Below are 13,528 nucleotides of genomic sequence, written 5' to 3'. Positions count from 1 at the left end.
CTTCTCCAGGCCGGCTGAACCGGTGCGAGGCTGTTCTCGTATGACTCTCGTACCCCTAGAGACGGAGGCACCGTGCGCCTGGTTCAGGGTCGAGCACGCAGCATCCTGACCGGCCCGCTCGCCGGCTTCGCCTGTCTGCTCGTGCTCCTCGGTGTACTCGCAGCGGTCACCGGCCTCGACATCGCCGGCTGGGTGACCGGCGTCGTCTCCGGAGCCGGCCTTGCCGCGCTGCTCGCCCGCGCGATGGCGCATCACCGTCGTGACAGGCTGGGGCCTGCGGACAGAGTGACACTGGCTCGCGTGATCCTCGCCTGCGGGGTCGCGGCGCTCACGGCGGACTCGTTCGGCGGCCGGGCGCCGGTGGCGATCCTCGTGGCGCTCGCGACGATCGGGCTGGTCCTCGACGGGGTGGACGGGCAGGTCGCCCGGCGTACCGGCACCGTTTCGGCGTTCGGCGCGCGCTTCGACATGGAGGTCGACGCATTCCTGGTCCTGGTCCTGAGCGTGTACGTCGCCCGTACGACGGGCTGGTGGGTGCTTGCGATCGGTGCGGCCCGCTATCTGTTCGTGGCCGCCGGCTGGGCGTTGCCGTGGCTGCGCGGCTCGCTCCCGCCTCGCTACTGGGCCAAGGTGGTCGCCGCGATCCAGGGCATCACCCTGACCGCCGCGGTGGCCGGCATCCTGCCCGATGCCGTGACGACGGTGGTGCTGCTGATCGCGCTGGGACTGCTGGCCGAGTCGTTCGGCCGTCAGATCTGGGGGCTGTGGCGCCAGGCCGGGAGTCCGCCCGGCACTCGCACCGCCGTGACGTCGGCGCTGGCAGTGCTCCTGCTCTGGGCTGCGCTTCTCGTGCCGGACCACACAGGAAGCCTGTCGTCGGCCGCCTTCCTCCGGATCCCGCTCGAGGGCCTGGTGTTCGTCGTACTGGTCTGCGTACTGCCGTCGAGACTCGCGCGGATCCTCGCACTCGTCGGCGGTCTGCTCGTCGGGGTGCTGCTGATTCTGCGGCTGCTCGACAGAGGCTTCTACTTCGCCTTCGACCGCGGGTTCCACCCCGTGTACGACGCGGCGTACGCCGGCTCCGCGCTGGGCCTGCTCGGCGACTCGATCGGCCGCGTCGGCGCCATCGCAGTCTTCATCGGAGCCGGAGTACTGTGCGCGGCCCTGCTCGCGCTGCTGCCGCTGTCGGCCGTGCGGGTGACCCGGCTCGTAGCGAGACACCGGAGGCCGACGATCCGGATCGTTGCCGTCCTGGCCGTGATCTCGATCGTGCCGGCGCTGACCGGCGCCGGGCCGGAGCCCGTACGACAGGTCGTCTCTACCTCTGCAGCTCGGCTCGCCACGCAAGTCACTGACGACCTCCGCGACGAGCGGGAGTTCGAACGGGCGCTCAAGCAGGATCCGTTCCGCGACACCCCGGGCAACGACTTGCTGACCGGTCTGAGAGGTAAGGACGTGCTCCTGGTCTTCGTCGAGAGCTACGGACGCACGGCGCTGGGCTCTCCTGTGGTCGGGTCGGCGCTCGAGGCCGGGGACCGGCGGCTGCAGCAGGCCGGCTTCTCCTCGCGCAGCGGCTTCCTCACCTCGCCGACCTTCGGCGGCATCAGCTGGCTGGCGCACTCCACCCTGCAGTCCGGGCTGTGGGTGAACAACCAGCAGCGGTACGACCACCTCGTCACCCTCGACCGGGTCACTCTCACCGATGCGTTCGGTCGCGCGGGCTGGCGGACAGTCGCCGACGTACCGTCCAACAACGAGGACTGGTCGGTGGCGAAGACGTACTACCACTACGACATGGTCTACGACCGCCGGAACGTGGGGTACGCCGGGCCGTCGTTCAGCTATGCCTCGATGCCTGACCAGTACACCCTGGCCGCATTCCAGCGGCTGGAGTTTCAAAAGCCGAACCGGGCTCCCGTCATGGCCGAGCTCGACCTGGTTTCCAGCCACACACCCTGGGCACCGCTCCCCCGGCTGGTCGACTGGAGCCGGGTGGGTGACGGCTCGGTCTTCGACCCGATGCCGGCCGAGGGCGACTCGCCGGAAGACGTATGGCGGCAGCCGGACCGGGTGAAGGCGGCGTACGCACAGTCCATCGCCTACTCGCTCGACGCGCTGACCTCGTTCGTACAGCAGCTCCACGACCGCAACCTGGTGCTCGTCGTCCTCGGCGACCATCAGCCGGCCAGCATCGTGTCTGGCAACGGAGCGAGCCACGACGTACCGGTCAGCATCATCGCCGCCGACCCAGCCGTGACGGATCGGGTAGCGGACTGGGGCTGGCGGACCGGGCTGCGGCCGGACGCCGACGCACCGGTCTGGCCGATGGACACCTTCCGGGACCGCTTCCTCACCGCCTACGCCGACTAGCCCCGCCTCCTCGACATCTGTGCGTCGAGCTGACGCCTGAGTACCAGGACGGAGGAGTGACCGATGGCAGTCGCAGTGGCTAAGACTCAGAGCGAGGCAGGACTGAAACACCAATCATCCTCTCCGTCCCTCGCTTGACCTGGACACGCGAGGACCGGACGCTGTGCCAGGATCGCGTTCATGAACGTGTCGACGTGACCCCTGAACAGGCGAGCCGCGGTCGAGCCGTTCCAGACGCGGATCTGCCCACACTCGCGACGCACCGGCTGGTCGAGGGCTACGACTCTCTCCCTCGCTGGGACGATCAACGGGATCGGCGCAACGACCTGACCGAACTCATCAGACCTCGGCTCCCTCCGGGAGGGCGACGTCCCGCCCCTGACCTGAAGCATCGCCGAGCGACTTCTATCGCCTGCTCGGCATCGCTACCACCAGCAGTACCTTTCACCTCCACAAGAACCCCAACGGCTACCGCTGCCACAGCAACACCGGTGTGCCTTCCCGTCGGCCGGCTGACGAACAGACATGCGAGGGCGTCACCCACACGGGTGGCGCCCTCGTTCATCTCGTGCTGCGGAACTGATCAACGCCCGCTCATCCGGCGCGGGCTTGCACTCATCTACGGGGTCGGGTCGGCGTAGGTCCCGCCGAAGATGTCGGAGTTGCCGAACGTGCCGGCGCACACCTGCTGCACCGGCGGGGCTACGGCATCCGGTTCTTGAGTCTTGAACGCCTGGTGGACGGCTTCCTCTTCACCGCGTGGCTCCTCGGGGTCCGCTACCGGGGCTCCGAGCGCCAGTGCCTCGTTGTGCAGAGCTTGGCGGTAGGTGTTGATCGCCGTGCAGACGGCGGCCGCGCGGGTGTCGTTCCAGACAGCCGCTCCGTACGTCCGGGTGGCCGCCGCGTAGACGTAGTCGCCCAGGAACTCCGCCGCCAGGTTGTTCTGGCTGCTGCCTCTCGGGTCACCGCCAGGGCTGCGGTGTGTTTCGGTGAAGGCACCCACGGTGCCACCTTGGCCGACGTCGGCGTGCTTGACCACGCCGACCAGATTCCGCGGCGACGTCGTGTCATTGCGGAACGGCGTGGTGAACGCGTTGTACACCACCCAGACGTCGGTCCCGTTCGGCGAGATCGCCGGCGCGGCGTAGTAGCCGCGGTCGCCGGCCGTCTCGATCGTCCGGGCGCTGGTCCAGCTGGTGCCGCCGTTGGTCGAGGTGGAGAACATCACGCGCTCGTGGTTGAGGCCGTTGCGGCCATCGGCCCACGAGTCGACGATCTGGTTCGTCGCGTCGGTGCCGGTCGGGGCACCGTTGGCGATGTCCACGCTCGGAGACGGGCCGAGGTCGTCACGAGCGCCTCCGATGCCGTCTTCGACGCACCGTCCGATGGACGGTTCGAAGGCGTTGCACAGGTCGGTCGCCGGGAAGATCGGTTGCGCCTGGGTCCAGTGCCGGCCACCGTCGACGGACTTGGACATGATCTGGAGGCCGTTGCCCGGCGTACCGGCCGCGAACTGGTAGGCGAACACGTACGCCACACCGTGGCTGTCGGTCCGTACGGTGCAGCCCGACCTGCCGAATCCGTTCGGGCTGTTGGGATTGTTGGTCGCCGGTGTGATCTGGTGCGTGGTCCAGTTGTCACCACCGTCGGTCGACGTCGCGACCACCAGCGGCTGAGACCTGCTCGGGACACCGCGGAAGGCCGCGGAGCAGACGTAGGTGTACCCGAAGAACGGGCTCGAGGAAGCATTGTCCGCCCAGACCTGCTCCTTGTCGGAGAACAGGGCCGAGTTCTGCTTGCTGATGATCACCGGTGGCTTCCAGTTGGCCTGGTTCGAAACGATGGAGTTCGTCAGTCCAGTCGAGGCCGGACCGTCGATCCGTGACACCGCGAGCGCCTCGAAGCCATTGAACGCCGAGCGGCCCGGGAAGTTCGACGTCAGGTTCGCGTAGTACAACCGGGAACCGTTCGCCCACGAGAAGCTGCCGTTCCTGAACACGGGACCGAACGCCACCGCCGGGTCACCGTCGGACACCAGGCCCGCCTCGAAGTACCCGGGCAACGTGCCGATCGGACCGACCTGCGGCGCACACACTGGGTCGCTGTCGCCGGGCACGCCCACGCAGTTGCGTGCGCTCCAGCCCGTGAAGGTGGGCTGGGTCCAGGTGGTACCGCTGTCGAACGAGAAGTAGACCCCCGACCCGCCGACCCCCTCGGTGAACGGACAGTCGTTGTCTGGACCTGCGTTACAGGCCTCCATGTCGATGTTGTCGTTCGCGCCTGCCGCCAGCACGCTCGGGTGGTTGGCATCGATCGCCACCGCCGGCTCGTTCTGCTTGTTCGCCGAGAACGGCGAGCTGGGGCTGCCAACGGTGACCAGCGTGTCCGGGTTCAGCGCGTTGGCGCTCCCTGCCGTAATCACGAGCAGCGCCGACACGGCACCGATGAGCACAACCCACAACCGCTTGCGCATGCCTCCCCCTTTCGCCCAAGAGCGAGAAGCGAGGCGCACTCCTCGCCCAAGAGGAATCCTCTCCGACATGAAGCTACTCGCCGACCGGACGGGACGCGAGAGCCGGCGCCGCACAGAGCCCACTCAGAAGCGAACCGGGTCGGCAGCCGAAATCAGGCTCGGACCGGCCTCGCGTGGCGCGCGCCGGTCCGGCGATCTGAGACGCGGAGGGGTTGACCGACTGCGCAGCGCGACGTTTCTATCGCCTTGCTGGTATCGCTACCACCAGCAGTACCTGCACAAGGTCCCGAACGGCTACAGGTGCCACCCACCGGCGCACCGGAATCCGAGTGTTGCGCCATAAGGTTGGGTGGTGAGTATCTTTCGCCGCCCGACTGACCCCACCGAAGAGGTACTCCGACGACTGTCCAAGAGGCTGCGGTGGTTCCGGCCGGCCCTCGCCGATGCTCCCACGCCGTACTTGCAACTCGGGCACCTCGCTCAGCATCGGCTGTGTCCAGCGATTGAGCAGGGTGACGCGGCTCCAGTGGTGACCGCCCTTGCCATCGCCGAAGAGGCGCTGGCGGGTGCCGATCTCGACGACGAGCCCGGTGCGAATCTCGACCACGCGCTCACGCTGAACCTGGTCGAAGTGGTGAGTGACTGGTGCTCTTGGCCGGAGACGTCACCACAGGTGGTTGCGACGATCGAGGCGGGCATGGGGCCGATGACCCGCGGCGGTGGAACTCCGTCCGGGACCAAGGCGTCGCCGTGGCCGACTGGATCCGTGACGGAGGTGCGGCCGACCGCACCGGCGCAACGCCGGCGGCGTACCGGGAGATCGAGAACGCCGATCTCCGACTCGAGAGCATCGTTCCACCGTCCCTCGCGGATTCCTCACCTGGTCGACGACGCAGTACATCGATGAGACGACGGCTGTGGGCATTGCCGACCGCGTGAAGTTCGAGATGGCCACCGGTCAGGGCGTGTAGCCGTCCGGTCAGGCTGCTGAGGTCGCCGTAGTGCGGGGGATCGGCTTGATGTGGGCGAAGGCGCTGCGGGCGTTCCAGGTGGGGAAGGCTCGTACGAGCGACGACGGGCCGTGGAGCTGGATGCGGCGGTTGCGGGTGGCCTCGGCCCAGCTGAGCTGGCCGGCGTGCCATTTGACGAAGGCTTCGGCTTCCGCCGTCATGTAGAGATCCTCATCGAGGCCGGGGTACGTCTTGCACAGCTCGGTGTCGCCGTGCTCGATCAGCAGCCAGTACCGCTCGGGGCGTTGGCGGCCGGTGAAGTCGAAGCGGACGACGACGCGCCCGCCCGGGAGCCGGTCTCGGCGCAGCAGGTTGCACATCGACCACAAGGCCACAAAGGGATCGAGGTGCTCGGGGGCGATCTCGAGCCAGGCGGCACCCCACTCGCCGAGCGACACGCAGACCTTGAACAGGTCCTGACCCGCGGGTGCGAGCTCGTAGTGGCGCCCGCGCCCGCCGGGCTTAAGTGCCGAGCTGACGATGCCGAACCGTTCCAGCTGCTTGAGCCGCTGCGAGAGCAGGGTGCGAGAGAGCCCGGGCGCGCCCTCCAGGATCTCGCTGAAGGTGCCGCACCCCAGATACAGGTTGCGGACGATCAGCGGCGTCCAGCGCTCGGCGAAGATCTCGGCGCCGCGCGAGATGGGGCAGTACTGGCCGTATGTCCTCACGACGCCAGTGTCTTGCCGCGGCCTTCGCGTGTGAAGTCCAGATTCTTGACTTCACGGCCGGGGTCGACCGCGATGCGATGGTGCCGTCGACAGCGAAACGGCCGGCGAGGTCGGCCACCCGAGCGAGAAGGTGACCGCCATGGAGATCGACGGGTTCCTGGGCCGGCTGATCACCGCCGACCACACCGACTACGACGCCGCCCGAGCGGTGTGGAACGGCGTCATCGACCGGCACCCCCGGCTGATCGCTCGCTGCAGTGGGACCGCCGACGTGGTCGCGGCCCTGCGCTTCGCCCACGACCATGACCTGGAGATCGCCGTACGAGGCGGGGGTCACAACGTGGCCGGTACGGCGGTATGCGACGACGGGATCGTCATCGACCTCTCGGCGATGCGGGCCGTGTGGGTCGACCCCGCCGGCCGCACCGCCTGGGTCCAGGGAGGTGCCCTCTGGAGCGACGTCGACCACGAGACGCAGGCCCACGGTCTGGCCACCACTGGCGGCATCGTGAGCCACACCGGCGTCGCCGGGCTCACCCTCGGTGGCGGCCTCGGCTGGCTCATGCGCAAACACGGGCTCGCCGTGGACAACTTGCTGGCCGCCGAGGTGGTCACCGCCGAGGGCAGCATCGTTCGGGCGTCCACCGACGAACACCCCGACCTGTTCTGGGCCCTACGAGGCGGCGGCGGAAACTTCGGCATCGTCACCTCGTTCCAGTTCGCGCTGCACTCCGTCGGCCCCGACGTCGTCGCCGGTGCCGTCTTCTGGGCGGCCGAGGACACCGCGGAGGTACTGCGCTTCTACCGGGACTTCGTTGCCGATGCCCCCGACGAGCTCGGCAGCGTAGTCAGGCTCGGCACGATCCCTCCCTGGCCTGACATCCCCGATGACCTGCACTGGCGGCCGGCGATCGCCGTTGCCTGCTGCTACGCCGGCGCCGTGGAAGACGGCGAGCGTGCGGTGCGGAGCCTGCGGCGGTTCGGGACGCCGCTCGCGGACCTGCTCGCACCCACGCCGTACGTCGCGCACCAGAGCGCCATCGACGACACCGTTCCTCATGGCTGGCACTACTACTGGAAGTCCACGAACCTCGCCGGACTCTCCGACGACGCCATCGCTGTCATCGCCGAGCACGCCTACACCGCCGGCTCGCCCAGGTCGTACGCGGCGATGTTCCACATGGGTGGCGCCGTCGCCCGAATCCCCCACGACGCCACCGCATACGCCGGTCGCGATGTGGCCCACACCATCGTCATCGAAGGAGTGTGGTTGCCTGACCAGGCCGGCGAACTGGCCGCCGCCGAGACCGCGTGGGCGCGGCAGTTCCTGCAAGCCCTCCAGCCACACCGAGCCGCCGGCGTCTACATCAACTTCCTTGACGCCGACGACAGCAGTCGTATCCGAGAGGCATACGGCGATCACACCTACCGGCGGCTCGCCGAGGTCAAGGCCAAGTACGACCCCGACAACACCTTCCACCACAACAAGAACATCCACCCCACTTGAGGCATCAGGGCGTGCCCAGGCCTACCTGGGGTTCGGGTGCTGGGCTGCGGAGTACGAGGAATGCCGTGGCCGCGAAGGACGCCCGTCGGGTGTATCGCCAGGTACGGCGTCCACCTTTTCTCGACCGCCACAGCAGCACGAGGGCGAGCCCGATCAGTACGAGCCAGCCCGGCCAGCGGAACCAGCCCGCTGACGAGATGGTCACCGGCCTTCGTCCCCGGCTGCGGATTCACGAACGAGTCGTCGACAACGTGCGCAGTAATCACCGCAACAGCGACCACGAAGACCGTGCGCCCCGCTGCACTGGCAACGGATCAGTCGGCGGGCGTGCTTCTGTGGTGGGATGGTGCTCGATGACCCGTACAGCGTTCTCCGTGACCGATGTCAGCGCCGCCCTGGGTACGCCGGTGGCCGCGATAGAGGTGCTCGATACGTTCGTGGCGTCGGAGGCGGAGGTTGTCCGGCTGCGATTGCGACGTACGGACGGCTCCAGTACCACCGTCATCGGTAAGCGAGCGACCGGTGCCGGGGCCACGGCGGCCCGCCAGGAGATCCGCTTCTTCCAGCAACTGGCACCGCAGTGGAACCATCCCGCGCCGCGGCTGCTTGGATTCCAGAATCACGGCGACGACGTACTGCTGCTGTCCGAGGACCTGGGCGCAATGCGCTATCACGTCGTCGGTACTGAGGTTTCGGACGCACAACTACACGGAACGATCGACGTGCTCGCCGACTTCCACGCCCAGTTCTGGAACGACGTGCCGGACTACCTGAGCGGCGCGTCGGAGCCGTCGGTGACCAGTACGGCGCAAGCGTGGCCGCCCGACGTGATCACACGCAACGCCGACGCGGTGCGCGGTGAGGCCGAGCGATTCTTCGCCACGACGCCCGAACTCGAGCCCGCGGAGCGCTCGGTCCTCGCGGAGGTCGTCGACGCGTGGGAGCGCCAGTTCCGGGCCCGCGTCGCCGACGGCCGTGCGATCACGCTCGTCCACGGCGACTTCCACTTCCTCGGCAACATCTTCTTCACCACGGGCGACCCGCGCCCGAAGGTGATCGACTGGTCCGAGCTGAAGCCCGGCCTGGCGCCACACGACCTGGCTTACTGCCTGACCGTCGTACCGTCCAACAATCGACTCAGCCGGGACCGCGAACTCTTGCGGCGCTACTGGGAGGCGTTGCGCAAAGCCGGTGTGAACGATTACAGCTGGGACCTCTGCTACTGGGACTTCCGGTTCTCCGTGATCAGCAATCTGTTCCAGTCGGTCTTCCAGCGCAGCGTGAGGTGGTACCGCACATCGCTAGCGGCCATCGACCTCCTCGACGGCCGCACGACCCTGACCAGCAAGCCGCCGTTGCTCTAGCCGGGTGAGCTGCCGGGGTCGATTTGTTGGGCGAGGTATTGCTGGGCGCCGACTCGTTCGATGGCGTCGAGTTGGGATTCGAACCAGTCGACGTGTTTCTCCTCGTCGCGGACCATGTCCTCGAAGACCGCGGCGGTGCCGTGGTCGCCGAGGTCGTGGCACTCCTTGGCGGAGGCGTTGAACTTCGCGACCGCGGAGTGCTCGCTCTCGAGACCCAGGCGGAGCATCTCCTGGGCGTCCTCACCGACCGTCACGGCACCGAGCTTCTGCAGGTTCGGGTGACCGTCGAACAACAGGATGCGGTTGATGAGCTCGTCGGCGTCCTTCATCTCGTCGATGGACAGGTCGTAGAAGACCCTGCCGAGCCGGCCGAATCCCCAGTTGTCGAGCATCCTGGCTTCCAGGAAGTACCCGTTGATCACCGTCAACTCGAGTGTGAGCGCCTCGTTGAGCAGTACGACGACGCGTGGGCTAACCGGCTGCACCTGCCACCTCCGTGAATGAGGCTGCCGAGACCGACCTCCCATGCTGGCACAACAACCGCTTCAACGAGAAGACGCAGCCACCACAGTTCCGCCCGGCCCCGGTCGCCCCGCACACCTGCGCGACCGTACGAGCGCCGTCCTCGATGCTCTCGACGACGTCGCGGTCGCTGACGACCTCGCAGTGGCAGACGATCACGCAGGAAAGGCTACCCTAACCATCGCCGGCCAGTCACGACCGGCCACGGATATCGGACCAAGAGGGACCACTTCATCCGCTGAGCGCCGCGGCGGCCAGGGTTCGGGGGTCTCCGGCGAGGGCGAGGTAGAAGAACTGGCGACCGGTTGCCTTGGTACTGGCGCCCCAGGCGACGACCTCCTGAAGCACAGAGGTAGCGCCCTGCTCGTCGCCCTTTGAGCGCAGGGCGGCCGCGAGGCCGACGCGGGCCAGGGCTGCGAACCAGCCTGCGCCGCCTGACTCGGCAGCCATCACCGCTTCGCGGCAGGCGCCCTCGGCCGCGGCCTGGTCGTCGTCGAGGAGAGCGGTCCGACCGAGCTGGACCAAGGCGAACGACACGTAGTGGTTCAGTTGGGTACGCCGGGCCGCGTGGACTGCTCGTTCGGCCTCTGCACGGGCTGTCGCGTTCTCGCCACGAAGCTCCGCGACCCGGCTGCACAACAGATACGCCCAGCAGCGGAACGGTTCATAGCCGATCAAGGCAGCCCGGCTGAGTACTTCGTGACTCGCCGTGTCGAGCTCGTCCAAGTCGCCGGTGCGGAGTGATCGAAGACAGGTGATGAGGTCGTTCGCGGCGACGTACCAGTGACTGCCCTTCGCATCCATCACCGCCCTCGCTTCGGTGAGCAAGACGGCAGCTCGCTGATGATCACCCGCGACCTCCAGCGCCAGCCCGAGCGCCTGCTGGGACCAAGCGGTCGTCCACAGGTCAGCGGTCTCCGTGACGGCCTCCTCCCCCGCTGCGACGGCGCTCTCCAGATCGAACTGCTGGCCGGCCAGATAGCTGATCACGGTCAGAGCGCGGGCGCGCAGCAAAGGGCGTACCTGAGATCCGCGGAGCGCGGCATCGATCCATTCCCGTCCGACTGCATGGCGGTCGCTGCTCGACCAGAACCACCACAGTGCGCAGGCGATCCGCAGGGAGTCCTCGCTCGACACAGCACTTCGTTGCGCGGCCTGAAGGTTGCCGAACTCCGACTCCAACCGGAGCTGCCACATCCGGTAGTCCTTCGACATCAGTCCGGCCTCGGCGTCTTCGGCAAGCGCGACGAAGTACTTGCGATGCGCCCGGTCGGCCTCCGCCAGCAGACCGGCCTTCTGAAGCTGTTCGCGGCCGTACTCACGCAGGGTCTCGAGCATGTCGTAACGCCCACTCAGCTGCCCCGCCACTTCGGGAACGATCAGTGACTTGTCGACGAGCAGGCTGAGGAGATCGAGGGTCGCGGCCGGATCGATGCCGCCGACGCGAGCCAGCGCCATCGCGGCCTCGATCGAGCAGCCGCCCTCGAAGACCGAGAGCAGGTCGAACAGCGTTCGCTCCTGCTCGTCCAAGAGCTCGTAGCTCCAGTCGATCGTCGCCCGGAGCGAATGATGACGCGCCGGCAACGTCCGGCCGGGCGACACGAGCAGCGTGAAACGGTTCCTGAGCTCGGTGGCGATGTAGCTCACCGGCAGTGCCTTGGTCCGGGCGGCGGCCAGCTCGATAGCGAGCGGGAGTCCGTCGAGGTGACGGCACAGGTCGGCCACGGTTTCCGCGTTGTCGGCGGTGAGCTCGAACGTACTCACCCGCTGGGCCCGCTCCACGAACAGCCGGACGGATTCCGTTGCGGCATCGTCGACGCTTCCGTTGGGAACCGTGAGCGGTGGCACGAGCCAGTGGATCTCCCCCACGATGCCGAGCGGTTCGCGGCTGGTGGCCAGGACGTGGAGCCGCGGGCACGCCGACAACACCAGCTGCGCCCACTCGGTCACGCCCGGAAGCAGGTGCTCACAGTTGTCCAGAACCAGCAGCAGCTGGCGAGGGCGCAGGTACTCGAGGAGTCCAGCGCCGGCCGAAGCCGGTCCGTCGTCCGCGCTGGCCGACAGCCGCCCGGCCGTACCTCCGGCGAGTGCGGAGGCGATGGCCTGCGGTACGGCGGTTGCGTCGGCGAGTGGCTCCAGCTCGACCATCCACACGCCGTCGGTGAAGTCGTCGCGGAGCCCGGCGGCGGCCTCGATCGCGAGGCGGGTCTTGCCGGAGCCGGCGGCGCCGGTCAGCGTGACCAGGCGATGTTCGCCGACTGCCCGCCGTACCTGCGTCAGCTGGGTTTCTCGTCCGACGAAGCTCGTGAGCGGGATCGGCAGGCTTCCATGGACGGCCGGTCCAGCTGGGGGCGGTGAGCCGTCCACCGGCGACCAGTTCAGCGCCGGGTCGTGCCGCAGTACCGCTGCCTCCAGGTCACGCAGTTCAGGCCCGGGCTCTATCCCCAGTTCCGCTGCCAGCAACGTCCTGGCCTGCTGGTACGCCGCCAGCGCGTCGGCCTGCCGCCCGCAGCGGTAGAGCGCCACGATCAGGTGCGCCCAGAGCGTCTCCCGGTACGGGTGCTCCCGCACGGACGACTCGAGTTCGCCGACGACCTCGCGGTGGTGGCCAAGCCGTAGATCGGCGTCGACGCGGTCCTCGAGTACGTCGAGCCGCAACTGTTCGAGCCGGACGGCATCGGCGCGCGCCCAGTCTCCGTCGAACTCCTCCAAGGCCGGACCACGCCACAGCTGTTCGGCCCGGCGGAGAACGCTGGAAGCCGCGCGGAGGTCACCCAGCCGCAACTCGGCCCGACCCTCGGTAGCTAGCCGCTCGAACCGTACGGCGTCCACGTCCTCCGGCGAGACGTCCAGCACGTACGCCGGACCCTGACTGGTGACCGTCTCCCGGCCGAGTGCCTTGCGCAGGCGTGACACCTGGTGCTGCAGCGTGTTGCGCGCGTCGGTGGCCGGATCGGAACCCCAAACAGCGTCGACCAGCGTCTCCACTGGCACCGGCCGGGCCGCGTTCAGCGCCAGGATGGCGAGCACGGCACGCTGCTTCGCCCCAGCGATCGCGACAGCTTTCCCGTCGGCGTCCTCGACCTCGATCGGGCCGAGCATCTTCACCCTCACGACATTTCACGCTGCTACGGACCCCGCTGCCTCGTCAATCCCGCCCACGGCAGCGCCATGGCAGCGCCGCGGCGGCGCACTGCCCTGCGACGGGAGTCCGGTGGCAGTGCCCCGGCGCAATCTGCGATCGAAAGAGCTCACATCGACAATCCCCTGGAGGCAAAGATGAGCACCCAATCGGCACCGTCAGCCGATCCGACCACACCCACCCGTGAGACGACGCCCACTCGTGAGACCAAGCTCGCGCGGAAGTTCGGCCTCGAAGGCGACAACTGGATGCGCCACGCGAATCCGGCCAGCGTCTGGACCCGGTTCAGTGTCCTGCCGCTGCTCGCGATCTCGATCTGGAGCCGGGACTGGATCGGTTGGTGGTCGCTGATCCCGATCGGGCTGACGGACTCGTCGTCCTCGGACCGATCGGCGCGGTCGCAGCGGTCTCGGGCCTCGTGATCGTGCAGTGCGCGAAGGCCTGGTGCCTGGACCGCATGGTGCTCCTCTTC

At 68.1% G+C, this 13,528-nt stretch carries 11 protein-coding genes; 5 read left to right on the top strand and 6 right to left on the bottom strand.

Annotation, left to right across the window (positions count from 1 at the left end):
• Positions 1-72 precede the first annotated feature (72 nt).
• Positions 73-2,370: a CDP-alcohol phosphatidyltransferase family protein gene (locus AB0E63_RS06890; protein WP_360362570.1), complete on the top strand. Its 2,298-nt coding sequence runs from the start codon at positions 73-75 to the stop codon at positions 2,368-2,370.
• Positions 2,371-2,989: 619 nt separating this feature from the next.
• Here the strand turns inward: AB0E63_RS06890 and AB0E63_RS06885 are convergent.
• A complete protein-coding gene (locus AB0E63_RS06885; RefSeq protein WP_360362567.1) occupies positions 2,990-4,843 on the bottom strand; it encodes a sialidase family protein in 1,854 nt (617 codons plus the stop codon).
• 352 nt (positions 4,844-5,195) lie between these two features.
• Here AB0E63_RS06885 and AB0E63_RS06880 point away from each other — a divergent pair, with 352 nt between their 5' ends.
• Positions 5,196-5,750, top strand: coding sequence for a hypothetical protein (locus tag AB0E63_RS06880; protein ID WP_360362565.1), 555 nt, complete (start codon positions 5,196-5,198; stop codon positions 5,748-5,750).
• Between the two features lie 72 nt (positions 5,751-5,822).
• Here the strand turns inward: AB0E63_RS06880 and AB0E63_RS06875 are convergent, their stop codons facing one another.
• A complete protein-coding gene (locus tag AB0E63_RS06875; protein ID WP_360362562.1) occupies positions 5,823-6,521 on the bottom strand; it encodes a helix-turn-helix domain-containing protein in 699 nt (232 codons plus the stop codon).
• Between the two features lie 139 nt (positions 6,522-6,660).
• Here AB0E63_RS06875 and AB0E63_RS06870 point away from each other — a divergent pair, with 139 nt between their 5' ends.
• Positions 6,661-8,028, top strand: coding sequence for an FAD-binding oxidoreductase (locus AB0E63_RS06870; RefSeq protein WP_360362559.1), 1,368 nt, complete (start codon positions 6,661-6,663; stop codon positions 8,026-8,028).
• Positions 8,029-8,032: 4 nt separating this feature from the next.
• Here AB0E63_RS06870 and AB0E63_RS06865 read toward each other — a convergent pair whose 3' ends face one another.
• Positions 8,033-8,233, bottom strand: coding sequence for a hypothetical protein (locus AB0E63_RS06865; protein ID WP_360362556.1), 201 nt, complete (start codon positions 8,231-8,233; stop codon positions 8,033-8,035).
• Positions 8,234-8,381: 148 nt separating this feature from the next.
• On the opposite strand from AB0E63_RS06865, the gene AB0E63_RS06860 reads away from it, so the two are divergent.
• Positions 8,382-9,392: an aminoglycoside phosphotransferase family protein gene (locus tag AB0E63_RS06860; RefSeq protein WP_360362553.1), complete on the top strand. Its 1,011-nt coding sequence runs from the start codon at positions 8,382-8,384 to the stop codon at positions 9,390-9,392.
• Here AB0E63_RS06860 and bfr read toward each other — a convergent pair.
• From bfr to AB0E63_RS06845, 3 genes are all read right to left on the bottom strand, one after another.
• Complete coding sequence (gene bfr / locus AB0E63_RS06855) at positions 9,389-9,877, bottom strand: bacterioferritin (protein WP_360362551.1); 489 nt, start codon at positions 9,875-9,877, stop codon at positions 9,389-9,391. The genes AB0E63_RS06860 and bfr overlap by 4 nt on opposite strands.
• A complete protein-coding gene (locus AB0E63_RS06850) occupies positions 9,864-10,073 on the bottom strand; it encodes a (2Fe-2S)-binding protein (protein WP_360362548.1) in 210 nt (69 codons plus the stop codon). The genes bfr and AB0E63_RS06850 overlap by 14 nt, the downstream gene beginning before the upstream one ends.
• A 72-nt stretch (positions 10,074-10,145) precedes the next feature.
• On the bottom strand, positions 10,146-13,028 hold the full coding sequence (locus AB0E63_RS06845; RefSeq protein ID WP_360362546.1) for a BTAD domain-containing putative transcriptional regulator: 2,883 nt from the start codon (positions 13,026-13,028) through the stop codon (positions 10,146-10,148).
• 165 nt (positions 13,029-13,193) lie between these two features.
• On the opposite strand from AB0E63_RS06845, the gene AB0E63_RS06840 reads away from it, so the two are divergent.
• Entirely contained in the window at positions 13,194-13,478 is a 285-nt protein-coding gene (locus AB0E63_RS06840) for a DUF6653 family protein (RefSeq protein WP_360362543.1), read from the top strand.
• The last annotated feature ends 50 nt before the right edge of the window (positions 13,479-13,528 follow it).

The sequence above is a fragment of the Kribbella sp. NPDC026596 genome, assembly GCF_040638415.1.
Taxonomy (GTDB): Bacteria; Actinomycetota; Actinomycetes; order Propionibacteriales; family Kribbellaceae; genus Kribbella.
This window is presented reverse-complemented; position numbering and strand designations above follow the sequence as displayed.